General features: G+C 39.6%; 31 protein-coding genes. 27 read left to right on the top strand and 4 right to left on the bottom strand.

Features of this window, described 5'->3' with window-relative positions:
* Positions 1–26: 26 nt before the first annotated feature.
* The 12 genes from BC6307_RS21815 to BC6307_RS21760 all read left to right on the top strand — a co-directional run bounded on the left by BC6307_RS21815 (position 27) and on the right by BC6307_RS21760 (position 10474).
* Positions 27–1202, top strand: a complete 1176-nt coding sequence (locus tag BC6307_RS21815; RefSeq protein WP_094366035.1) for an IS256 family transposase — start codon at positions 27–29, stop codon at positions 1200–1202.
* A gap of 262 nt (positions 1203–1464) precedes the next feature.
* Entirely contained in the window at positions 1465–2025 is a 561-nt protein-coding gene (locus tag BC6307_RS21810) for a chromate transporter (RefSeq protein WP_066421188.1), read from the top strand.
* Entirely contained in the window at positions 2025–2555 is a 531-nt protein-coding gene (locus BC6307_RS21805) for a chromate transporter (protein WP_066421216.1), read from the top strand. Before BC6307_RS21810 ends, BC6307_RS21805 begins: the two co-directional genes overlap by 1 nt.
* A 29-nt stretch (positions 2556–2584) precedes the next feature.
* A complete protein-coding gene (pcp, locus tag BC6307_RS21800) occupies positions 2585–3184 on the top strand; it encodes a pyroglutamyl-peptidase I (protein ID WP_066421191.1) in 600 nt (199 codons plus the stop codon).
* A gap of 635 nt (positions 3185–3819) precedes the next feature.
* Positions 3820–4653 carry a DUF1028 domain-containing protein gene (locus tag BC6307_RS21795; RefSeq protein ID WP_066421195.1) on the top strand — a complete coding sequence of 278 codons (834 nt, stop codon included), beginning with the start codon at positions 3820–3822 and terminating at the stop codon, positions 4651–4653.
* Between the two features lie 281 nt (positions 4654–4934).
* Positions 4935–5117, top strand: coding sequence for a hypothetical protein (locus BC6307_RS21790; RefSeq protein ID WP_066421198.1), 183 nt, complete (start codon positions 4935–4937; stop codon positions 5115–5117).
* Between the two features lie 20 nt (positions 5118–5137).
* Positions 5138–5443 (top strand): DUF4212 domain-containing protein, encoded by a 306-nt coding sequence (locus BC6307_RS21785; RefSeq protein WP_066421203.1) that lies wholly within the window; start codon positions 5138–5140, stop codon positions 5441–5443.
* Between the two features lie 41 nt (positions 5444–5484).
* The gene (locus tag BC6307_RS21780; protein ID WP_066421206.1) at positions 5485–7140 is read left to right on the top strand and encodes a sodium:solute symporter family protein; all 1656 of its coding nucleotides are present in this window, start codon (positions 5485–5487) and stop codon (positions 7138–7140) included.
* A gap of 119 nt (positions 7141–7259) precedes the next feature.
* Positions 7260–7703, top strand: coding sequence for a hypothetical protein (locus BC6307_RS21775; protein WP_066421207.1), 444 nt, complete (start codon positions 7260–7262; stop codon positions 7701–7703).
* 17 nt (positions 7704–7720) lie between these two features.
* The gene (locus BC6307_RS21770; RefSeq protein WP_066421208.1) at positions 7721–9559 is read left to right on the top strand and encodes a DUF294 nucleotidyltransferase-like domain-containing protein; all 1839 of its coding nucleotides are present in this window, start codon (positions 7721–7723) and stop codon (positions 9557–9559) included.
* A 10-nt stretch (positions 9560–9569) separates the two neighbouring features.
* On the top strand, positions 9570–10211 hold the full coding sequence (locus BC6307_RS21765; protein WP_066421209.1) for a 3'-5' exonuclease: 642 nt from the start codon (positions 9570–9572) through the stop codon (positions 10209–10211).
* 14 nt (positions 10212–10225) lie between these two features.
* Complete coding sequence (locus BC6307_RS21760; protein WP_235858323.1) at positions 10226–10474, top strand: hypothetical protein; 249 nt, start codon at positions 10226–10228, stop codon at positions 10472–10474.
* A gap of 11 nt (positions 10475–10485) precedes the next feature.
* On the opposite strand, the gene BC6307_RS21755 is transcribed toward BC6307_RS21760, so the two are convergent.
* A complete protein-coding gene (locus BC6307_RS21755) occupies positions 10486–10932 on the bottom strand; it encodes a GNAT family N-acetyltransferase (RefSeq protein WP_066421211.1) in 447 nt (148 codons plus the stop codon).
* Positions 10933–11058: 126 nt separating this feature from the next.
* Between BC6307_RS21755 and BC6307_RS21750 the strand changes: the two genes are divergently transcribed.
* From BC6307_RS21750 to BC6307_RS21685, 12 genes are all read left to right on the top strand, one after another.
* On the top strand, positions 11059–11544 hold the full coding sequence (locus BC6307_RS21750) for a tetratricopeptide repeat protein (protein ID WP_066421214.1): 486 nt from the start codon (positions 11059–11061) through the stop codon (positions 11542–11544).
* A 47-nt stretch (positions 11545–11591) separates the two neighbouring features.
* A complete protein-coding gene (locus BC6307_RS21745) occupies positions 11592–12230 on the top strand; it encodes a hypothetical protein (RefSeq protein ID WP_157729298.1) in 639 nt (212 codons plus the stop codon).
* 173 nt (positions 12231–12403) lie between these two features.
* The gene (locus BC6307_RS21740) at positions 12404–12961 is read left to right on the top strand and encodes a YdcF family protein (RefSeq protein WP_066422064.1); all 558 of its coding nucleotides are present in this window, start codon (positions 12404–12406) and stop codon (positions 12959–12961) included.
* 12 nt (positions 12962–12973) lie between these two features.
* On the top strand, positions 12974–13459 hold the full coding sequence (locus tag BC6307_RS21735) for a GNAT family N-acetyltransferase (protein ID WP_066422059.1): 486 nt from the start codon (positions 12974–12976) through the stop codon (positions 13457–13459).
* A 617-nt stretch (positions 13460–14076) separates the two neighbouring features.
* Positions 14077–14601, top strand: coding sequence for a GNAT family N-acetyltransferase (locus tag BC6307_RS21725; RefSeq protein ID WP_066421149.1), 525 nt, complete (start codon positions 14077–14079; stop codon positions 14599–14601).
* A gap of 49 nt (positions 14602–14650) precedes the next feature.
* A complete protein-coding gene (locus BC6307_RS21720) occupies positions 14651–14941 on the top strand; it encodes a hypothetical protein (RefSeq protein WP_066421147.1) in 291 nt (96 codons plus the stop codon).
* A gap of 15 nt (positions 14942–14956) precedes the next feature.
* Positions 14957–15448 carry a GNAT family N-acetyltransferase gene (locus tag BC6307_RS21715; protein WP_066421145.1) on the top strand — a complete coding sequence of 164 codons (492 nt, stop codon included), beginning with the start codon at positions 14957–14959 and terminating at the stop codon, positions 15446–15448.
* A gap of 303 nt (positions 15449–15751) precedes the next feature.
* Positions 15752–16336: a hypothetical protein gene (locus tag BC6307_RS21705; protein WP_066421139.1), complete on the top strand. Its 585-nt coding sequence runs from the start codon at positions 15752–15754 to the stop codon at positions 16334–16336.
* A 15-nt stretch (positions 16337–16351) separates the two neighbouring features.
* A complete protein-coding gene (locus tag BC6307_RS21700; protein WP_066421137.1) occupies positions 16352–16537 on the top strand; it encodes a hypothetical protein in 186 nt (61 codons plus the stop codon).
* Positions 16537–16764, top strand: coding sequence for a hypothetical protein (locus tag BC6307_RS21695; RefSeq protein ID WP_066421127.1), 228 nt, complete (start codon positions 16537–16539; stop codon positions 16762–16764). The genes BC6307_RS21700 and BC6307_RS21695 overlap by 1 nt, the downstream gene beginning before the upstream one ends.
* Positions 16765–16767: 3 nt before the next feature.
* Complete coding sequence (locus BC6307_RS21690) at positions 16768–17316, top strand: hypothetical protein (RefSeq protein ID WP_066421125.1); 549 nt, start codon at positions 16768–16770, stop codon at positions 17314–17316.
* Positions 17317–17484: 168 nt separating this feature from the next.
* Positions 17485–17832, top strand: coding sequence for a hypothetical protein (locus tag BC6307_RS21685; protein WP_066421124.1), 348 nt, complete (start codon positions 17485–17487; stop codon positions 17830–17832).
* 25 nt (positions 17833–17857) lie between these two features.
* Here BC6307_RS21685 and BC6307_RS21680 read toward each other — a convergent pair whose 3' ends face one another.
* From BC6307_RS21680 to BC6307_RS21670, 3 genes are all read right to left on the bottom strand, one after another.
* Positions 17858–18190, bottom strand: coding sequence for a BsuPI-related putative proteinase inhibitor (locus tag BC6307_RS21680; protein WP_066421121.1), 333 nt, complete (start codon positions 18188–18190; stop codon positions 17858–17860).
* Positions 18191–18584: 394 nt separating this feature from the next.
* On the bottom strand, positions 18585–18956 hold the full coding sequence (locus tag BC6307_RS21675; protein ID WP_066421117.1) for a type II toxin-antitoxin system HicB family antitoxin: 372 nt from the start codon (positions 18954–18956) through the stop codon (positions 18585–18587).
* 13 nt (positions 18957–18969) lie between these two features.
* On the bottom strand, positions 18970–19167 hold the full coding sequence (locus tag BC6307_RS21670; protein ID WP_235858320.1) for a type II toxin-antitoxin system HicA family toxin: 198 nt from the start codon (positions 19165–19167) through the stop codon (positions 18970–18972).
* Between the two features lie 247 nt (positions 19168–19414).
* Here BC6307_RS21670 and BC6307_RS21665 point away from each other — a divergent pair, with 247 nt between their 5' ends.
* The 3 genes from BC6307_RS21665 (at position 19415) to BC6307_RS21655 (ending at position 21278) form a co-directional block, all read left to right on the top strand.
* On the top strand, positions 19415–19981 hold the full coding sequence (locus tag BC6307_RS21665) for a hypothetical protein (protein ID WP_066421111.1): 567 nt from the start codon (positions 19415–19417) through the stop codon (positions 19979–19981).
* Between the two features lie 11 nt (positions 19982–19992).
* The gene (locus BC6307_RS21660) at positions 19993–20826 is read left to right on the top strand and encodes an SMI1/KNR4 family protein (RefSeq protein ID WP_066421109.1); all 834 of its coding nucleotides are present in this window, start codon (positions 19993–19995) and stop codon (positions 20824–20826) included.
* Positions 20827–20897: 71 nt separating this feature from the next.
* Positions 20898–21278 carry a hypothetical protein gene (locus BC6307_RS21655; RefSeq protein ID WP_066421107.1) on the top strand — a complete coding sequence of 127 codons (381 nt, stop codon included), beginning with the start codon at positions 20898–20900 and terminating at the stop codon, positions 21276–21278.
* Positions 21279–21384 lie beyond the last annotated feature (106 nt).

The raw sequence follows: 21384 nt of genomic DNA, 5'->3' as shown, positions 1-21384 counted from the left end.
TAACCTTTGAGAGGAGTACTTTATCCATGTCTCATTTTAACACAGATAAATTAGATTTAGCCACTATCTTAAAAATCTCCATGCAGGATCTCCTAAAGGAGAAAATAGAAACTATCTTGCGTGAGGAAATCAAGAGTGTACTAGAGAACGAACCTGTCGGAGAAGGAAATTCGCGTAACGGATACTATCCGAGGACTCTCGACACCATGTATGGCCGCGTTGAAGATTTGGCTGTTCCCCGTGATCGTAAGGGAGAGTTCACAACTAATATGTTTGAGCCTTATCAGAGGCGAATGGTTGCAGTAGATGAGCTCGTTGTTCAACTTTATCAACACGGGGTTGGAGTCCGTCAGGTAGGGAGCATCTTGAAAAACTTGCTTGGGGAACAATATTCCCCTGGCACCATATCGAATATCACATCTGCCGTGATGGAGGATGTGATTGAATGGCAGAACCGCCCTTTAAAGGAGCGCTATTGTGCTTTATTTCTTGATGCTTTATTTGTAAAGATTCGTAGAGATACAGTAGCCAAAGAAGCTGTCTATATTGTTCTAGGAATTACTCCGGAAGGCCACAGGGAAATCCTTGGTTTTTATGTAGGAGGAATAGAATCTTCAAATGGTTGGAAGGAAATCCTCCAGGACCTGCGCAACAGAGGAGTACAGGAAGTACTGCTAGGCGTTTTTGACGGACTGACTGGTCTCGAAGAGGCATTTCGTTCCATCTTTCCAAAAGCTGATGTTCAACGTTGTGTAATACACAAGGTCCGTTCCACTATGAATAAAGCACGTAAGAAGGATCAAGCTGAGCTAAGTACTGATTTTAAAAAAGTCTATACATCAAGCACATACGAAGAAGCTGAGAAAGCGTTCGGAGAGCTCAGGGAGAAATGGAAAAAGCGCTACAGTCGAGAAATAGCTTCTTGGGAAGAAGACCTTCCAGTACTCTTAACCTTTTTACGCTACCCTGAGGATGTCCAAAAGTACATCTACACTACAAATCTTATTGAGCGTACCATTAAGGAAATCCGCAAGAGGTTAAAAACCATGAATAGCCTGCCTAACATTGAAGCAGCTGAAAAGATTACGTACCTGACCTCTATCGACTATAACGAGCGCTGGTCAAGAAGAAAACTAAGTGGATTCGGCCTAGCTCATGATCAAATATTAAAAATGTTTGAGGAGCGGTATCCCAAAGCCTAAAAGTGGAGGATTCAGGCAGCCGCGGCTGCCTGAATCCTCCACTAACAAAGACATATAACTCATTGAGTACAAATGCTTACACATAATTATTGACAGTACCAAATAAAAGCGTGCTACCGCAAATAAAAGTGAATTACCGCAAATAAAATGCAATACCCACCCGCGATTAACCCCAACCCAACGCCGTTTAACGGAAATAAAATGAAACTAGATGAAGATCAATACTAATCTTGATCCATCTAAAAAGAAAGTAGGTTTCAGCATGAAGCAATGGCATATTTTTATCGCATTTTTTCGTTCTGGAATGCTAGGCTATGGCGGTGGTCCTTCAAGTATTCCGCTCGTACATAAGGAAGTAGTCGAGCGATTTAAATGGCTCACGGACGATGAATTTTCAGATGTACTTGCGCTTGGCAATACGTTACCTGGACCTATAAATACGAAAATGGCAGGTTATATCGGCTACCGAGTAGGTGGAGTGCTAGGTATGTTGAATGCGATCTTTGCATCCATTATGCCGACCATTCTATTAATGATAGTCATTTTAACGACCTTAACGCAATTTAAAGATAATCCAGTCATCCAAGGAATGACAAAAGCAGTTGTTCCTGTCGTAGGGGTGATGCTCGCAGTGCTAACTTGGGATTTTTTCAAGAACTCAAAAAAAGGTCTTGGCCTCCTACCTGCAATTATTTTAGTAGTAGCAAGTCTTCTACTTATTGAAATGTTAGGTTTGCACCCTGGAATTCTAATTGGAGTGCTACTAGCTGCGGCATTTTTTAAAAAAGATAAACAACCGGAAAAAGGAGGCGAATCAGCATGATCCTTTATTGGGAAATATTTCTCGCCTTCTTTATTCCAGGGATACTAGGGTATGGTGGTGGTCCTGCTTCTATCCCATTAGTTGAAAATGAAGTGGTTCATCGTTACGGTTGGTTAACGGTTCAAGAGTTTAGTGAAGTGCTTGCTCTCGGAAACGCCTTGCCAGGCCCAATTGCAACGAAAATGGCAGGTTACATTGGCTATGAGGTAGGCGGAGTACTTGGTGCGAGTATCGCTGTTTTCGCAACGGTTGCCCCGTCGTTACTACTAATGATCGGCCTCATGAGCTTACTTTATAAATTTAAAGATTCACCAAAAGTAAAAAGAATGACAAATTACGTACGCCCAACAATTGCCCTATTACTTGGCGTTATGGCGTACCGATTTTTTGCACAGTCGTACGAAGGAACTGGCCTCCTTCAAACAATTATATTAATCGTTGTTAGCTACTTACTTTTAGAAAAGTGGAAAGTACACCCTGCTTACGTGATTGTCGGTGCACTAGTGTACGGAGCGCTAGTTCTTGCATAAGTAACAACGAAAGAAAGGAGTGACTACCTATGAAAAAACTACTACTAACTGGGTTCGTCCCGTTTCTTGATTTTCCAGTTAATCCAACAGAGGAAATCGTTAAAAAGCTCGATGGAGAAACAATTAACGGGTATCAAATCATAAGCAAAGTACTCCCGGTTGATTTTCAACAGTCGGAAAAAGAAATCATTCACCATTACGAAGAAATCAAACCAGATGCAGTAGTCTCACTCGGTTTGGCAGCTGGCCGCCAGCACATAACACCAGAACGGATTGCGATTAACTGCAAGGACGGTGCGCCTGATAACAATGGTGTTATATGTGAGGATGAGCCTATTTCTAATGACGGACCAGCGGGGTTCTTTTCAACATTACCGATCCGTGCAATGGTGAACTCGTTAAAAGAACATGGGTACCCTGCGAAAATATCAAACACAGCGGGTACCTATCTTTGCAATAACGTAATGTATGCTGTTTTACAGAAAATAGAAAAGGAACGAACGCCAATCCCAGCAGGCTTTATTCACATACCAGCTTCTCATGAGCTAGCGATTCAATTGAAAAATAGCCCGAGCTGGTCACAACGTGATTTAACTGAGGCGATCCGAATTTGTTTGACGACTTTATAATAAAAAAACAACGACAGCTGCCATTAATCGACAGCTGTCGTTATGTTACTAGTTGTACAATTAATTTAATCCAACCGAAAAAAGAAATCCAAAGTGGAACGCTTAACAATGTTCCCCAAATCATCCCGAGTGCTAGACCGTTTTTTTCTACCATCAAAACCCCTCCAAGGTTGTAACATAACTAAGATGGTATAGTCATAGGCAGTTCTTAATAGTTTTATACATGCTACTAATATTTATCTGAATTTTTCTATCAATAGAACAAGAAGATTGCTCAGCCTGTTAAGTAAATGCTCAACCTGTTAAGTAAATTCACAAACTTGTTAAGAAAAACGCCAAATCTGTTAAGTAAATTCACGAACCTGTTAAGAAAAAAGCTAAATCTGTTAAGTAAATCCACGAACCTGTTAAGAAAAACGCCAAATCTGTTAAGTAAATCCACGAACCTGTTAAGAAAAACGCCAAATCTGTTAAGTAATTCACCAATCTGTTAAGAAAAAATCGCAACCTGTTAAGAAAACCAACAAACCTATGAAGAAAAAGGCGAAATCAGCTAAGAAAATCCGCAAACCTGTTTAGAAAATCAAAAAACTTTTTAAAAAAATCACAAACATATACTAAAGGAGGAACATATAATGACATATTCCATTATCGGTTATTGTGAAAAAGAGAAAGAGTGGGGAGTTGCTGTTCAATCGAAGTTTCTTGGCGTTGGGGCGGTAGTTCCTTTTGCTCAAGCAGGAGTAGGAGCAATTGCCACTCAATCTTACGCGAATACTTCATACGGACCGAACGGTTTGCAATTACTTTCAGAAGGAAAATCAGCACAAGAAGTCGTTAACTTACTAAAAGAAGCCGATCCAGAACGAGAGCTCCGTCAATTCGGTGTAATAGACGCAACCGGAAATGCTGCCACGTTTACTGGCGAAAAGTGTTATGACTGGGCAGGAGGAAAAACAGGCAAGTATTACGCGGCACAAGGTAACATCCTCGTCAGTGAAGCAACCGTACTAGCGATGGCGGAAACGTTTGAATCATCAAGCGGTACGTTAGCTGAACGTCTTTTAAAAGCATTAGCCGCTGGACAAGCTGCAGGTGGAGATAGTCGTGGACAACAATCAGCCGCACTACTCGTCGTAAAAGAAAAAGGCGGATACGGTGGCTTCAATGATCGGTACATTGACCTACGAGTGGACGACCATCCTCAGCCGATTGACGAACTTATTCGCATTTATGAACTGCAACAACTATATTTTGCACCAACAAAGAAGGAAAACATTTTAAAAATAGAAGGAGAAACAGAGGAAGAGCTTACGGCACACCTTGCACGGCTAGGTTATTTAAGTAAAAACAATACACTTCAAGAAGCACTCACAGCCTATTTACATACAGAGAATTTTGAGGGCAGAGAACAAGAGCCAGGCTACCTTGATCGAGAAGTCCTTACTTACATGAAAAAACAAGGATAACGTAAAAAAGAAGGGGAAAACGATTCATTTTCTCCCTTCTTTTTTGCGAAAAAAACGATAGCCCTTCCCTCCTGTTATATAAAAGCGAAATGTAAAAAAGTGAGAATTGTCCTAGAATGACCCCCTTGACGTATGAATATATATACTGCATAATAAATTATTATTTGGAATAGTCTCAAAATTCTGTATTAGAACAGATGAGACGAGTAGAGGTTGAGGTGATGATTCACAAGTAAAAATTAAAACGCTTACATTCTTTTAAAATGAGGTGACACTCCATCATGATTATTTTAGTTTTTATGTTGCTCGTCGTTGGAGTTAGTATATTTTTAGCCATAAAAAAACAACGACCAGCTTTTTTATCCTTACCGGTTTTAGCTCTCATTACTTATGTCATCGTTGAGATTGCACTTGTACCAGCACCGTTTTTAGACACAGTTAAATTTATATTTAGCTTACAGTAAAAGTTTAAAGGAGGTCACGTATGAAAAAAATTGATAAAGCGGTAGCAGATGCGTACTTCAAGGAAAAAAATCGTTACATTGCGATTTACTTAATTATTTGGTTTGCTGTCTCTTACGGAATTGTCCTATTTGCAGAGTCACTTCAGTTTACGATGCCAGGATTAAACTTCCCGTTCCATTATTTTATGGGGGCACAAGGGTCGGTCCTCGTTTTCATCATTTTATTATTTGTTAATGCAAAAGTAAGTGACAAAATTGATGCGAAATACGGAATTGACGAAAAAGCGAATGAAGTATTAAGTGCAGGCAAAACGCTAGACCATTAAATTAGAAAAAAGAAACACGGTATTATAAGGGGGACGTACGGTTGGAGAATACACAGTTTCTCGTTTCACTAGGGTTAATTTTAGCGACATTTGCATTATATATCGGAATCGCGATTTACAATAAAGCGAGACAAACGTCCGATTTCTACGTGGCAGGGCGTGGAGTACCACCTGTTTTCAATGGAATGGCGATCGGAGCCGATTGGATGAGTGCAGCTTCATTCATTGGAATGGCTGGTACCGTCATGCTACTAGGATACGACGGGCTTGCTTACATAATGGGTTGGACCGGGGGATACTTACTACTCACATTTCTATTAGCTCCCCAACTTCGTAAATACGGTCGTTACACCGTTCCTGAATTTATCGGTGACCGTTTTGATAGCCACACAGCGCGTGTTATCGCAGCAATTTGTACGATTATTATTTCATTCACCTACTCAGTAGGACAGCTTTCTGGTTCAGGAGTTGTTATTGGAAGACTACTAGAAGTGGATGCAAAAATCGGTGTAGTCATTGGTGTCGTGTTAATTTCTTTCTACGCAGCATTTGGTGGGATGAAAGGGATTACTTGGACGCAAGTTGCGCAATACGTTATCCTCATCACAGCATACATCATCCCAGTTATTTTCATGAGTTTACAAATAACGAATAATCCACTTCCTTGGTTATCATATGGCACAATCGTGCAAGAGCTTGGCGAAATAGACCGTCAGCTAGGGTTTACCGAATATTTCGCTCCGTTTGACACAGGGTCAAAATGGCAGTTCATGGCCCTTATGTTTACGCTCATGGCCGGAACAGCAGGATTACCTCACGTTATCGTTCGATTTTACACAGTTTCAACGATGAAAGCAGCTCGCTGGTCGGGTGCGTGGGCACTACTTTTCATTGGATTACTTTACCTTACAGCACCAGCATACGCAGCATTCTCTCGTTTTATTTTAATGAAAAACGTTGTTGACCAACCAATTAACAATTTACCAGCGTGGACAGAATCGTGGATTAAAACAGACAAATTAAAAATTGCCGACACGAATGGAGATGGAATTCTCCAATGGAATGAGCTGATGATTTCAAACGATATCGTCGTAATGGCAACACCTGAGATTGCTAATTTAGGAGTTTTCATTATCGGTTTAGTCGCTGCAGGTGCAATGGCAGCAGCATTATCAACGGCAGGTGGATTAATGATTGCCATTTCTTCCTCGTTTGCTCATGACATTTACTATCGCGTGTTAAGACCGAATGCAACAGATCAAAACCGTTTACTCGTAGGACGAATTACAATCGTTACAGCAACAGTTTTAGCAGGGGTTATTGCGTTAAACCCACCAGGTGCGATTACGCAAATTGTCGCTTGGGCATTCGCGCTCGCATCAGGAACATTTTTCCCAGCACTCCTACTCGGTGTTTGGTGGAAACGTGCTAATGCACAAGGTGTTATTGCCGGAATGCTCGTTGGGCTCACGGTAACCATTTCCTATTTAGTCGCAGCCAAATATTATGGCTTTACTATATTTGGCATTATCGATACAGGTGCCGGGGTGTTCGGAGCAGCCTCCGCAATCATCGCCATTATCGTCGTAAGTTTAAGCACAAAAGCACCATCACAAAAATTACAAGAAGAAGTAGTCGACTTGCGTTATCCAGAACAGATGACATACAAAGATGGAGACGTTTGGATCGACAAATAAGTAGGATAGAGGGACGCTTGTAAAAAGTGCGTTCCTCTTTACACGTTTTTAGTTTTTTAAAAAAATATGTCAACTTCCCTCCTACTAAAAAATAAACTGAAGAAAGGAGGTGAAGAAGTATGGGGGTATTGGCACGAAATACAGAAGGATATCAACTGTTAGCTATTAAAAAAATTAGAGAGAGAGATTTAGAGAGGTATCGACCACTAAAGGGAGCGTTTTTTGTCATCAAGCAAGAAAAGAAATTTGTACTTAAATGGGATAAAAATCGACTATCGTGGCGACTGCTTTATACTTCTGTTTTACCCGAAGAATTAACAACTATCCAATGGAACGAAAATGTCTTAATACCAGTACAGCAGACAGCCTTTTCTAATTTGATGATGATTAAAACGCCAAAAGGAGAAGTACGGCATTATCCAGTGTATACAGCAGAACTAGCGAATGAGTTTGTTTACCATGACGCCTCCTTTATCCTCTGGGATGGAGTGCAAGATATCGGTTACATCGATTCCATTCATCATAAATTACTAGAACATTATATTAATCTTTCTAACAATTAAAAAAGGGGTCAAACACGTTGATCGATCATTTTTTATGGGACCATCTATCTGATGAAGAAAAAAATAAAGTATTTATTCAATGTACACATCAAACATTTGAACATGGTCAAATTATTCATCCTGCTAACGAAGTACGAAAAGGGCTTCATTTAATAATAGCAGGAACAGCAGAAGTGTATATTCCAGGTCTGACAGCTACGGAGGATGAGGTGCTTGAAATGGTGAAAGAAGGAGAATTCCTAGGCCTTTCCCAATTTTACGCATTTTTGTCCCCAACAGTCGACCTGGAGCCTTCTACTTTAGAAGTACGAGCAATAGATGACGTAGAAACGTTGTACATTCCTTTTTCACTTTTGGACAAGCTGATCACACAACCGTCTATTCGCGAAAAAATGCTCCAGGAAGTGTCGCTTCGTTTATATGACGTGTACCAATCACTAGCCCTCCAAGTAAAGCATAACCGTAAAAGAGCGGAAAGAAGTACAATCATTCAAACGATTGGTGATGTGATGGATGAAACACCACTGATTTTACCAAGAGACGTAACAATTCAAAAAGCCGTACAAGAGCTTCGTGCAAATCGGAGAACGGCAGTGCTAGTAGTGGAGCAAGATCAATTAAAAGGAATTGTCACCGAGCAAGACTTTATTGAGCGCGTACTTGCAAGTGGGGAATCAACAGAGCGCCCAATTTCTTCCATTATGACAAATAACCTTCTCACGATAACCCCCCATCATTATACGTACGAAGCTTTAACGATTATGATTGCTCACGGAGTCAAACATTTACCCGTCGTGCATAACGGAAAAGTAGTAGGTATTGTTCACCTTTCCCATGTTATTCAAAAAGAACAGCTTTTCCACGTTAATGAACTGTTAAGCAATGTGAAAGAAGAACAACTACCAAAGATGAAGCATCACTTATATGAAGTGTTAAAAACGTTAGTGCAACAAAACGTGCCAACGACAACGTTATTACAAGTAATGAACGGATTGTACGACCAACTGCTAGAGCAGTGTTTAAAAATAGTAGAAGAGAAAATTGGACATGCACCATCTCCATACGTTTTTTATTGTATGGGAAGCGCCGGTCGGAGGGAGCAATTTTTATTAACAGACCAAGATCATTTTCTCGTATATGAAAACGAGGAGGATAACGAATACTTCGCGACATTTGGTGAAAAAATCGTTAAGTTGCTAGAGAGTGCAGGATACAAACGTTGTCGTGGCAACATGATGGCGAGCAATGAACAGTGGCGAGGCTCTTTAGATGCGTGGCAAAGTCGATTACGTGATTGGGTACTGCACGCAACGAATGACCGCCTCTTGCTAGCTCAAAACTTCTTTTCTTATCGATATATAACAGGTGACAAGCAGATTCACGACCGGTTCGTTACAATTGTTGAGCAAGGGTTAGACAGAGCAAAAATATTTTTATACCGCCTATCCCAGCATGAACGAGAGCATCCAGTTCCAACACTTGAACAACCAATTCGAGCGATTTTTAACATGCACAGAAAAGAAATTGATATTAAAAAACAACTCCTTTTTCCGTTCCATCATAGCTTACAAATTCTATCCTTAATGCATAACATCGTTTACGGAACACCGACGGAAAAGTTGAAAGCCCTTTATGAAAAAAAGGTCATTTCTGAAAACTTTTATAAAGACTTACGTGCAAGCATGGAAGCTGTTTTAAGCTATTATGTAAAAAAACGAGTGGATGAGTATAGCGCTGGGAAGGAGCTAACAACCACACTGGAGTTAAGGTCGTTAACAACTCGTGAAAAGGAAGAATGGATGTTAAATATCCGTTTAATAAAAGAGCTGCAAACGTACATGTTGTCATATTACTAGGAGGTAAACGATGTTACTACGAAAATATTTCCCAAGCAATCTTGTCGAAAACACACCATTATCTACTCCAATCGACAAGCTCGAATTTACTGTTTTTGATACAGAAACGACAGGATTTGATATTTCGAAAAGTGACCGTCTTATTGAAATTGGCGCAGTAAAAGTGAAAGGAATGCAAGTAATAGAGGAATCTACATTCCAAACGTACGTGAACCCATATCGACAAATTTCTCGGGAAATAACAGAACTAACAGGGATTTCTGACAGTGAAGTTTTACGTGCACCAGACTCCTTACAGGCTATTGAAGCTTTTCTTGAACTAGGAAACGAATCTTCCGTATGCTTCGTCGGTCATTACATCGCATTCGATTTATACACAATTAAATATGAACTAAAGCGCCATAAGCTTCATTGGAAAATGCCACCTGCAATTGATACACTTAATTTAATAGGATATATTGCACCTTCCTACGACATGCGCGATCTGGAAAAATACGCTCGCGAGTTCGGAACGCGAATATATAGGCGTCACTCTGCCATCGGCGACGCCCTCATGACCGCTTATCTATTCACGGAACTACTACAACGGTGCCACGACCGCGGCTGTCGAACGTGGGGGGAGTTATTAAGAATCGGAGAAATAGATAGATAGAGAGGAGGAGTAAATTGAATAAATTTGGCTTGCTTTCGATTATACTGTTCGTTGTTAGTGTTATTTTCTTTTTCATGTTTAGAGGTCCAAACGCCAATATGGAATTGGGAATATCCGTATTCGGAGTGCTATCGATACTAGGAATTATTTTTGCCTTTTTATCAAAAAAGTTAATGTATCTTCTAACGGGAGTTACTTTAAACGGTGCCGTTCTAGCTTTTGCAGCACTTTTACTTTTAGCATGGGGAATAGGAGAAAGCTGAAATTCTCCCTTTTACCCGTGCTCTAATTTTTTCACCATTACAATATGCGGCCCGATCGGTGGGTAATCAAAAACATCTCCATGTGCATGAAAGCCTAACCGAACGTAATATTCTTCAACAGACGTTCTCCCTTTACACCATAAAAGGTCAACGCCTTGATCCTTTAACTTGTTCTCTGCATATGTAACGACAGCACGCCCCGCGCCAAGCTTACGGTATTCTGGCACAGTTGCCATCGCTCGTAACCGGTATGGTAAAGCAGCTGTGACATCTGGAAGCTCTTCCGGATAAAACGAAGCAACCGTAACAAGTTTTCCATCATAAAACGCCCCAACATGAAACACTCCCTCATCTTGATCCGTATTATAGATACAGTCCTCAAAACGTTGATGTGGACGCAAAATAGAATGACGAAGAGGATATGTTTCCTCAGCCTTCACTTCTTTCACTTCTAACATTTTTCTCCCTCCAAACAAAAATATGTTAATAATAATATTCTTCTACTCTTCCTTTATTCCTCCTAAACGGAAGGAATGTGACAAGTTTTGTGGAACTTATTGTAAGGAGAAATGGAGTGGTAGCAAATGAAAGCACAATTAGAAAAAGCAATCAGATTAAGAAAGAACGGAAAATATAAAGAATCAAATGAACTCTTAATGAAGTTGATAGAAGTTGATCCAGAAGGCGCAACGCTAAACTACCAGTGTGCCTGGAGCTTCGATTTGTTAGGAGAAGAAGCAAAGGCAGTCCCTTTTTATGAACGAGCAATTAGCCTAGGTCTTCCATCCGCTGACCTAGAAGGAGCACTACTCGGATTAGGCAGCACCTACCGCACCCTCGGACAATACGAAAAGTCAAAAGAAGTATTCCAAAGGGCGATGGAATTATACCCAGAGAACAGGGCCATTCGAGTATTCTATTCTATGACGCTATACAACTTAAACGAGCACAGCGACGCAATGGAAACTCTACTAAAATGCTTAATCGAAACAACAACAGATGAGGAAATATTAAATTACAAAAAGGCCATTACCTTTTACGCTGATAAGTTGGATCAAGTTTGGAAGTAGCGTAGGTGTGGGGTGCGGGGAGAGTTTGACTTCTGTGTTTGCAAGCTGTGTCAATTATTTTTTTAAGTGCGTCAAAAAACTCCCGGATAGCTCCAAAAATTTCGCTGATTGGCCGAAAAAGTGCCGCAGTTGGCGTGAAAGTGAGTTCAGTTGGCCGAAAAAGTGCCGCAGTTGGCGTGAAAGTGAGTTCAGTTGGCCGAAAAAGTGCCGCAGTTGGCGTGAAAGTGAGTTCAGTTGGCCGAAAAAGTCTCGCAGTTGGCGTGAAAGTGAGTTCAGTTGGCCGAAAAAGTGCCGCAGTTGGCGTGAAAGCGAGTTCAGTTGGCCGAAAAAGTGCCGCAGTTGGCGTGAAAGCGAGTTCAGTTGGCCGAAAAAGTGCCGCAGTTGGCGTGAAAGTGAGTTCAGTTGGCCGAAAAAGTGCCGCAGTTGGCGTGAAAGCGAGTTCAGTTGGCCGAAAAAGTGCCGCAGTTGGCGTGAAAGCGAGTTCAGTTGGCCGAAAAAATCTCGCAGTTGGCGTGAAAGTGAGTTCAGTTGGCCGAAAAAGTCTCGCAGTTGGCGTGAAAGTGAGTTCAGTTGGCCGAAAAAGTCTCGCAGTTGGCGTGAAAGTGAGTTCAGTTGGCCGAAAAAGTGACACAGTTGGCGTGAAAGTGAGTTCAGTTGGCCGAAAAAGTGCCGCAGTTGGCGTGTAAAGAATGCGCGGCTTTGCGTAAAAAGTATCCTGGTTGGCACAAACATGCACCCCACCTCGCCGTCTTGCTTTAAATGCAGCTCAAATGGAAGTCTAAGTAGCAAACAACCATCCGAACAAAGCATTCAGCACGAAAAACACCATTCAATTTAAAGAGGAGGAACCCAAACCACTATGAACACCCCATTCGATAGCGTTACCGACTTTATTTTCGTTGAAACAGAAATTTCCCCTGCCGATGTGATCGTCATTCCGGGCTCTGACCATCCACCATTAATGGAAAAAGCGGTGTCCCTGTTCCAAGCAGGATTTGCACCATACATCTTACCGTCTGGGGGCAGTCAACCACATATGAACAGAACAGAATGGGAGTATTTAAGAGACATAGCTTTGAAGTGTGGAGTCCCGCCGGAAGCGATACTAAAGGAAGATCAAGCACGCCACACGTTGGAAAACGCGCAATTTTCATTAGATGTTTTAAAGAAACAACATATAGAACGACACAAAGTCATTATCGTATGTAAAGCATGCCACTCCCGTCGCGCTCTATTAACTTACCAATCCGTATTCCCACTCGAAACAGAGTTTTACGTTGCTCCCGTTGTGGACAGATACGACATTACGAAAGAAAACTGGTTTCAATCGGAAATAGGAATAAAGCGCACGATGGCGGAGGTAGAAAGAATCGGGAAATACTTTAGCGTTCTATTCCCGATTGAAGCTAGAAAGTAGGAGGAGAGTAATATGCAACTAACAAATACAAAAAACATACCAAGCGAACAACTAACACAATTTTTCAAAACACATTGGGGCAGTACTGAAATGGTCATCTCCTCTGGAGTGTACGATTGCATCAAATTAGACGGATTTGCCATGATAAATGAAGCAACTGAAATTATCGGATTAATTACATATATAGTTCGTGAAAAAGAATGCGAGATCATTTCGCTCGATAGCATACAAGAAGGAAAAGGCATTGGAACAAGATTAATACAAGCAGCGGAAACGGCAGCAAAAGAATCGAACTGTAGCCAAATGAAATTAATTACGACAAATGACAACTTGCATGCATTAAAGTTTTACCAAAAAAGAGGGTACTATTTAGCAAAACTGCATAGAAACGCAGTTGAGAAAGCACGAGAGCGGAAACCATCCATCCCTCTTACCGGAAATGACGGTATTCCGATAAGAGACGAACTTGAATTAGAAAAAGTATTGTCGGGTAATTAATTAATTTGCTGTCAGAACGTGAGGGTGCGTCAAAAAACTCGCGTAGTGCGTCAATTAAATTTCCAAGTGCGTCAAAAAACTCGCGGAGTGCGTCAATTAAATTTCCAAGTGCGTCAAAAACTCGCGTGAGTGCGTCAATTAAATTTCCAAGTGCGTCAAAAACTCGCGTGAGTGCGTCAATTAATTTTTCAAGTGCGTCAAAAACTCGCGTGAGTGCGTCAATTAAATTTCCAAGTGCGTCAAAAACTCGCGTGAGTGCGTCAATTAATTTTTCAAGTGCGTCAAAAACTCGCGTGAGTGCGTCAATTAATTTTTCAGGTGCGTCAAAAAACTGGCGTAGTGCGTCAATTGAATTTCCAAGTCCGTCAAAAACTCGCGTGAGTGCGTCAATTAATTTTTCAAGTGCGTCAAAAACTCGCGTGAGTGCATCAATTAATTTTTCAGGTGCGTCAAAAAACTCACGGAGTGCGTCAATTAAATTTCCAAGTGCGTCAAAAACTCGCGTGAGTGCATCAATTAATCTTTCAATCCGACTTCAAAAACTACAAACCAACTACCCTTAACCTAAATAGAAGTCAAAAGTAAAGCAAAAATTTAAGAAACTAGGAGAATCCAACATGTTTATAGCGACAAAAAGGCTAAAAATAAGGAGATTTATAAAAGATGACATTCATGCTTTAATAGAGTACACGTCCGACCCATCCGTGATGGAATATATTCCGGAAGGCGTTTTTACAGAAGGGGATGCCAAGGAATTTATCGATAAAAATATGGGTGATGAGCCCGAGAAGTTTGCAGTTGTATTGAAAGACGAAAACCGCCTAATCGGACATATCGTATTTCATCGGTATTTTGGTGACCATACGTACGAGATTGGCTGGGTGTTTCATACGCAATACTACAATAAAGGGTATGCGTCGGAAGCGGCACTCGCAACTTTACAGTACGGTTTCGAGCAACTTCAGCTGCATCGAATTATCGCTACCTGTCAGCCGGAAAATATTGGCTCTTACCGTGTGATGGAAAAAATCGGGATGAGGAAGGAAGGCTTCTTTAAAAAATGTATTCCTCATGGAGATGGCTGGTGGGATGAGTATTATTACGCGATTTTAAAGGAAGAATGGAAAAAGAAAAATATGTAAACTATTTACTGAATACAATGTAAAAAAACAGAGAGGATGGTCCTGAAAATTGAAATCATTTTTAATAAACGGTAATGCAATTGTTTGTGGTCTTTTCATGCTGCTAGTTGCCTTCTTTTTTGCCGGAGGAGCAATCAGTGAAAACTATACAGATAAAACGTATGTGGCACCACAGTTCTTTCTGCTTATTCCGGTTTGGCTCGTTGCTGCGTTTTTTGTCTTAATGTATTTTTACAAAAACAAAATTGAAAACAATTCTTACGTAGCCATCGTGGCGTTGAATTTTCTCCTTTGGGCAATGATTCCTGTTGGGATTAAGCTTTCGGCGATGTTTCTTTAAAGGAAGATTCTCAAGATGAAGTCTATAAAACTTAGACAAATTGCAATGGATGATTTCCCCGACGTCCACAAGTGGAGCAAAGACGCGACGTTTTGTAAGGCAAACGGCTGGCAGCTCAATCAAGAGGATAAAGAACTCTTTCAATGGTGGTCAAATTGTGTTCAGAACACGTCAGATACTTTTCTTCGAATGGGCATCGAATATGAAGCCAAATTAATAGGATATGTAGATGTAGCTTGCATAAAAGAAAATAGCGCTGAACTAGGAATCGCAATTGGTGATAGCACGCTATGGGGAAAAGGTCTTGGCTACCGTGCGGCATTACTTATGATCAAATTTGCTTCAGAAAAGCTAGGGATTACGATGTTCGACGCAGAAACGCATGAAGGAAATGTCCGCTCGCGGAAAATGCTGGAGAAATTACGGTTCAAAGAAATTAGTAGAACTGGCAAAGAAGTCTACTTAGGAGAGGAAAGCCAATTAATACAATATCAATTAACTTTATGAAAATAGTAATAATATCACTCCTACTTTTCGTTCTAGCTGGATGTAACTCACAGGAAGATGAACAATATATGTACTGGGCCGATCATTCGAACAATCAAGTAGAGAGGTTAGATCAGGCAAGAATTAAGTACGAAATAAGGGATGGGGAGATTTGGATCAAAAAGAAAGATTCACTCAAAGTAGCAGCATGCTGTTCATAAACGAGGTTGCTTCTAAATAGAACGACCTCATTTTTTATTTTTAGAAGGAAATGGAAGGATTTTGTCGAAATACAATAGAAAATAAATTTGGGGGATGTTTCTATTGTATGTTGTTGTTGGGTATTTAGCACTGTATGCAGTAATTTGGCTGCACGAAGTAGGTCATGGCATTATGTACTCGAAGTATGGGGCGAAAGGGAATCCTTTCAAAGTGCACGTGCCGTTTTACTTGTTTTTTTCTAATGCTAATCCTATTGATATAGAAAAAGCACAAACGTTAACCTTGAAAAAATTATATAACATCGGAATTGCGGGAATCGCGACGAATCTCATCTTTGGTTTACCACTTTCTTTCATCTTGCTTTCGATGGATTTTTCACACACTCTTCTTTACTTTTTCATCTATTCATTCGCGTTGTTTCACTTAGTGGAAGCGGCGACGTATTTAGTCATCAGTAATATTTTTCTATCAAGCGATATCGTTCTCGTCCAACAGTACAAGCCAGTGCTACGAATTCCGTTATTTATTATTGGTTTAGCCGTGACTGCGGTCATCTTTTATATGATTATCCAAAGCCCTACGAACTGGCAAATCGGCTATATTGTAACGATTTTCACGATGACTGTTTGTATGGGGCTAGGAAGAATGATTTATTCTTTAAAAAATAGACGAGTAAGCACAGAATAAAAGGAGAGACATGTTATGTATTTATTATCAGCCGGGGGACTAACAGTAGGAGATAGCATTTTTCAATTAATAGTAATTCTCGTAGTTTTTGTTATTCCAGTTACGATTATTGCCGGGCTTTTTATCTTCATGAAAAAAAGAAATGAACGATTAAAAAGGGTAGAAGAAAAATTAGACGATTTACTAGAGAGGAAAAAATAATGCTCTTCAAATCTATGACAAAATCAGAAACATCGAACTGGAGAAAAGCTGTTTTTCTAGGCTTTTATGTACTGCTAATCCTGCTTTTCATAGACACCATTTTTATGATTTTTATGGATAAAAGCGTCTTTAACTCCCTCATCCTTTTTTGGACAGCTTTAATTATTACGAACGGTTATTATTATTTTTTAAATGGTAAAGAAAAGCGGGCTAGAAAGGATGTGTAATAAGTGACATATAGCATCCACCACCATACAACAAATGAACAGGACTGGGTCGAGATAGATGGGAAGTACGAAGCTTTTTCCATTTGGCCAGAAGCAGAAGAGTATGTCGCGGAAACGAGCAAGCTAATGCAACGAACAGCCGAAAAGCTCTTCACCTATCCGTATTACGTCCATTTTGAAGGCTATGACGACGAAATCGAAGAGACGTTGTCAAAAAAGGAGACATATGAAATAACGTGTCAGCTTTCGGGAAGAAAAGTGCTCACAATGCACGCGAATAAAACATATAACGCCAACGTACCGAGTTACACTGTAAAAATAGCGAACTCAGAAACACTACAAAACGTTTTTTCAGATTGGTTTCATTTAGCTAGTCAAAATATGATGTGGCTCGTAACACAGCATGAGTCACTCACCTATAAAAATGGCTATGCCTACACGACGATGGAGGAAAATCTGAAAATGCTCATTGCTGACCACGATGCGCAAGGGTTTACCCTCATTAGTAAAACGATTCAAACAAAAGAAGATATAATAAACATCCTAAAGTAAAATACAGCATACAGTCTCTGCATAATTACCGGTTTTATTTCGAAAACTAAAATAAAATCTACTTGCAAATGGACTGAGCGTTAATGCTATATATGACAATTGTAATTATCATCATGGCTATCGTTAATTGGTTAATGCCGAAAAGAATGGACCGTCGAGACATACGTCATGTGGCTTATTATTTCTTACGTAGAAATTGTCGTGGACCTATACTTTGATAAAGTTTTTCACCTATATTACTTTGGTGAGTCGAATGTGTTAAGTGGAGCGGTTTTAACAATGAAGCTAGTAACGGCTCCATTATTCGGTATTCCTTATCTAAACTTTATGCCAGAAAAGTTTTCACGTTTCATCCCATATTGGCTTTTCTGGGCACTATTTTCTACCTTTTTTGAGTGGACAACCGTCCATTTTGGCTATTTAAACTATACAGGCTGGCCAATATGGCTTTCGTTTCTTTTCTATGTACTAGTTATTCCGATAGTGAGATGGTTTTATTACTATATTAGGCATTGAAAAAGGGCAGATTGAACGCTGCCCTTTAAATCGTAAACTCCACCGACTCCCGCAATGTTGGCCAATCGCGGTCTGCAAGCCACACCTTCACTTTGTAATTACCCGGCTCTAAGTTTTGAAGCGGTATGAGAAAATCCATTGACTCCCCAGGTGTAATTGGCAGCTCCTCATAAATCATAATGAACATTTTCCCTTCTGAAAAGCGTTCAATTAGTTGACCATCCTTATATAACACGTAATCATAACGTTGCCCACTTCGAAATGTAATAATTTGCTCCTCGTCTGTCGTGTTCGTCACCGTAAATAGTAGATCGACTGAATCTTCACTTACCTTTTTATACGTCAAACTCGCCTTCATCCTCTTCCCCCTTGTGAAAAGTCATTAGTTAAATATATTCGTTGGAATATGGTAAATACCTTTTTTAGAAAGGGAGAGATAGGAAATCGTTTATGTATTTCGCAATTAAAATTTGAACCACTTCGCAACAATAATTGAGCCATCTGGTTTTAGTTATTTTCACAAACTTTAGTAGGTTATTATTGATAGTATTATGGCTTGACATGGAGCCTCTACGGGCATGACTTACCTGCGAAAGCCTGCGATTGTAAAGGATTTTCGCAAACAAACAAATGTATCATGCCCGCCTCTCCATGTAAAGCCAACTGAGATCTGGTGGATGATATATTCACAAACTATGAGTGGCTCAGTTTTAAGTTGCGAAGTGGCTCACTTTTCATGTGCTATAAACAGTTTAATCGTTGCTAATAGATTGACTCAACTTATATATCATATATTGATTTAATGAAACACCTTCCTGTTTCGCTTCACCAGCTAACCTCCAGTGCAACGTTTTTGGCATTCTAAGTACAATCTTTCCACTCGGCATTTCATTAGGCTCTGGTATTGGGTCCCCGAATTCTAACTTTATCTCGATGTAATCCCTCTTTACCTCTTCTAAGTCCTTTATTAACTCTTCTACAGAATCTGCAGTTGTATGACAACCATCTAATTCAGCTATTTTTCCATAGTAATAAGACAAACTTTCTTCATGTACCTTGTTAATAACAACTGTGTAATCTAGTGACATATAATAATCTATATTTTTAGGTTTTATATTTGACATATTCAACCACTCCTTAAAATTCATTCAATCTACTTAGAATGTCTTCTATGTAAGAAATCTTCAAGGGATTATCTTCTTTAATAACAACCAAATCTCCCGCGTCATTTCGAAAATGCCTATGAGATCCTCTTTTTCTTACTAGTATATATCCATAATGATTCAATACTTTGGTAACCTCGGCATATCGTATTCCACTCGGTTGATTTTTCATTTTTTCAACACTAGCCAAGTTCACACCTCTTTTTATTATAGTATCGTATCTAGTATCATTATACCGAATTTTCCTCATCCCTACAAAAAATACGTTTACCTACTTTATGAATCAGGAGGAAAAAGAAATTATATGTAGAATAAACTGTTTTGTAATAGATAATTTGGATCCCAATGTACAAGTGGGATTAAATGCTCACATTAGAGATGTGAATTCACCAAATTACATCCAAAAACGGAGGTCGCATATGGAAGAACAACTAGAAGTAAAAAGAATGAGGTTAATCGAGCTGCTAACGTTAAATGCGCTATATATATTTCTTTTCGGCCTGTTTGTATTAACGAATATTATATGGTTGAACACGAATTCATTAAAACATACGTTTATTGTCACTGCCATCATCCTTATCATCCATTCGACCGTAAGATTACTGCAAAGGGATAAAACAGTATCTATTATCCCGATATTTACGACGGTACGGAAATTCGAGAGAGGAATAATGGGAGATGATTGGGATCAGGAACAAAAAAAGGCCATCGTTGGGAACTTTTTTACGGCCGGACTATTTTTGTTACAATCATCCATCGTTCCACCTTTTCAAGAACCATTAACCTTAGAAAAGGAAATTTTGGCGAGTTTCTTCATCCTTTTCGTTATTTTAAACATCTTACAATTTTTTAGAGTGCGAAAAATTGATAACTACGTACCGAAACAGAATACAACGAACAGTGGAAATAATGCATTCATCCTTATTTTTGCATCCATTATGATAATGTACGGAGCTTTTGCTGGCATGCTTTTACTATTTTTTTAAAGGAGAATACGATGAGTACAATTTGGTATCGGGACGAAGAAAGCCATTTGCCTCCATTCACGGAGCAAACCGTTGGAGCTGTTGAGAAAAAGCTCAATATTAAACTGCCTAAAAGCTACATCGAGCTAATGAAACAAAAAAACGGCTTTTATTTAGAAAAAAACTGCCACCCGAGCCCAAAACCGACTGCTTGGGGAAATCGTGTCATTGAGGTAGATAGTTTGATTGGCATTGGACTAGGGGAGAATAGTATCGGTGACACAGATTACTTTTTACAAGAGTGGGGATTACGACGTGATGTTGTCATTATTTCAATGAATCCACCATCGTTCGTTTGCTTAGACTATCGAAATACGAAGAGTAATCCACCAGTTGTGTATATAGATGTTGATGAAAACGACGACTTCCAAATCGCCGCGAACTTCGAACAGTTTGTACAAGGGCTACATGTTAGAAGTGAGGAAGACGAAGAAGAGATTTTGCCTGCTACTACTAACGAGCTCTCCACTTCCAAAAGTATACAAACTTACAAAACTACGATTGATAACGTAATCGAAGAAGGGACAGCGGATGAAGTAGATTCGCTCTTTTTAGACGTTGCCGAGCATGGAGACGATGAGACAATCCAATATTTTATTACAAAAATAAAAAGTTATCGTGATGCCCGTGTACGCTATAATATGACGGTTATCCTCTATTACATTGTGACAGGAGAGCGACAGAAACTACAAAACGACATAAAGTTCGTAGAGGAAATTTTAACCGAACTAACAGGTGACAAAAACAAAAATATAAAAAAATTAGCCCAACAAGCGATACTAGCGGTGCAGAAAAAACGAAAATAAATGAGCATTGTACAATTAGAAGGAAGCGAAGTAAAATAGACTTCAAGTCAACTATAGAAAAGGAAGATAATATGAATAAGCTACACGCAAGTATTATTGGAATAGGAATGATTAGTTTTATTATAACGCTCATTCTCGTATATACAGATTCACAACACCCACTAGCGTTTCCGTTCGTTATCGGTTTTTTAATTTATATTTTTATCGTAATTATATATTTCATCATTTCAACAGCCGTAAAGCTAAAAAGCATATCTGGGAAGGAAAAAGCGAAAATTGTTGGCAAGTGGGCACTATATTTTGTCCTACTAACGGCCGTTCTATATGTGCTAGGCTTATTCATCGAAATGCCAAACAAAGGCGGAGGCTACGGCAATATTGCGATTCCGTTCGGCCTTACGTTAGGGATGATGTTTTATGAACTATGGAGTAAAGGAAAGCCGAAATCGTAAAGGAAGTAGTACTTATCGTTGGAAAAATAGTTAGAAAAAGATTTAAAATAGTGTAATAAAATACGAATGGTTCGCAACATTTGTTGATAAGATAACTGCTTAGAGG

Origin of the sequence: Sutcliffiella cohnii (genome assembly GCF_002250055.1) — a bacterium.
GTDB lineage: Bacteria > Bacillota > Bacilli > Bacillales > Bacillaceae_I > Sutcliffiella > Sutcliffiella cohnii.
This window is presented reverse-complemented; position numbering and strand designations above follow the sequence as displayed.